The organism is Lactobacillus delbrueckii subsp. bulgaricus, from assembly GCF_046938665.1.
Taxonomy (GTDB): domain Bacteria; phylum Bacillota; class Bacilli; order Lactobacillales; family Lactobacillaceae; genus Lactobacillus; species Lactobacillus delbrueckii_C.
Genome location: NZ_JBKZCD010000050.1, coordinates 1 through 2,151 on the forward strand (window position 1 = coordinate 1; position 2,151 = coordinate 2,151).

At 42.8% G+C, this 2,151-nt stretch carries 1 protein-coding gene; it reads right to left on the minus strand.

All coding sequences use genetic code 11. The features are described 5' to 3' along the window. Positions 1-1,193, minus strand: a 1,193-nt coding sequence (locus ACLUXO_RS10095; protein WP_412137436.1) for a mucin-binding protein, incomplete at its 3' end; no start/stop codon positions are given. Positions 1,194-2,151: the final 958 nt, after the last annotated feature.

Here is a 2,151-nt window from a genome sequence, read left to right on the forward strand (position 1 = left end):
GTGTCGTAACCAAGGATCTTGCCAGTTACCTTATCAATGATTGCAGTCCGAGTGAATTCAGCAGTTTGTTCGTATGAGCTAGTGCCATCTGGTGAACCGTTAACTGCGTTACCGTCTTCGTCAACGTAGTTGATAGTCCGCTTAACAGTTGAAGTCAAGTCGTCCTTTGATACGCCATCTGGGTAAGGCACGTCACCTTTAGGGTTGATTGGTTCACCTGGAGTCTTTGGATCAGTTGGCTTTACTGGTGTAGTTTGGTGGCCGTAGTATACCTTTTCCGTCACATCGGTGGTATTGCCATCAACAGTTACCGCTGCAACTGATGCTCTATCCGGAGCAGTGTAGCCGTATTCTGACAGATCTGTAGAATCCTTTTGAGTCCAAGTTTGTGCATCAACATTCCAACTGTTATCGATCGTGTAACTTGAGCCATCAGCTGAAATGGTACCGTAACCAACAAAGTTGTTTTGGTCATCGTAGATCTTGTTACGGTTCAGCGTTGCGGTTTGAGTAACCGTCGATTCCAAGTTAGATGGAATTGGTTCGCCAGTAACGCTATCGTAGTATTCGATCGTCCGAGTTACGTCCTTGGTTTCAGCTTCAGTGTGATATTTTACCTGTTCGTATACGTAGTAAACGTCGTTGACAGTGTTGGAGCTGATTCGGCCGGTTTCGTCAGATGGGGTTACATTGTAAGTGTAGCCGTTGACTTCAGTCGTACCAGCAGTCCCCATAGACTTGTCACTCTTGACGTAACGGTAAGTCTTGCCGTTCACAGTGATAGTTTCAGGCTTGTAAGTTGAGCCAGATACGTCATATGCAGTGTTGTTGCTTGAGTTTTCGTATGCAGTTACTGGTGATTGGATTACAGTACCATCGCTAGTTACGTAGTTTACACGCACTTGGCCTTGTGGAGCGTAGTAGTAGTCAACTGGCTTTTGACCTTCAGCATTAATATTAAGCAATAACCAGTTAAATACATACTTGCCTTTCATTTGCTCATCGGTAAAACCTGCTGCCTTAGCAATTTCGTCAGTAATAACGAAGGCCCCTTTTGTGTGTGAACCATTATAATTTGCAAGGTTATTACCAATGGTAGACCATTCACCAGGCTTTAACTCTTCACTTGTGAAGACAACCTTCCAAATGTTAGAATCATTGATATCGTCAAGACTAGCATCATTTGTAGCCATCCGAATGCTAATAATATCTGTTCCGTCAGTACTAGTAATCAGATTCGTCCGAACCATTTGGATGTGATCTGAATACTTTCTTGGAGTAGAAACTAATAGATCACCAACTTTGTAACTATTTTTTAAAGTACCAGTCGTTTCAGAAGGAACTGACACTAAGTCATAACCAACGAAATCACGCAACCCAGACGCAGTATATGATGAGCCTGGTCTGCCTGTTTCATCATACGTTGCTAATACAGTTTCATTGCCAGTTGCATCTTTAGCAATGTAACGTGTCTCAATAGTACTTGCAATTGGATAATCGAAACTAATGGCAGTCCCCGAGCTTTGAGTATCACTAGCAGCTTGGTATACAGCTGTAGAATACATAGGACCGTTGTTAGCATTAATAGGGCTGGCATCAAATTTAATAGTCTTTGAAGTTACACCATTAACAGTATTTTCTGAATATAAGTACTGGAATGGATTACCCTTCGTAGAATTTAATGCATCAATAGTCTTATTGGCTTTATCCGGCTTCGCTGAATTTTCCCAAACAACTGTATCTTTATCTGCATCAACCAATTGGATGTAAACAGTGTCATCATACACACCATTTGTAGCTTTAGCTGCCGTGGATACCCGGATATAGTAATTTGTACCATACGTTTGGTTATAACTAGTAAACCCCTTATCATTCACCGGTCCCAAACTAAGAATCCCGAAAGTATAACGGCCTTCAGTTGGGTCAGCCTTGTAGCCGGACGGAATCTTAGAGTCATCCAACTTAAGACTTGCACCGTTAGCATCGCTCATCACTGGATCAACGTCGCTGTCAGTTAAACCCTTGGCCTTACCTTCATCAGTAATCTTACCTTCCGCAGATACAGCATCGTCAGTTGCGGTCGTGCTTGCTGCCTTATCAGTAGTGGTTGAAGCATCCGTAGTTGCAGCAGTAGTACTTGCAGCTCTTGCT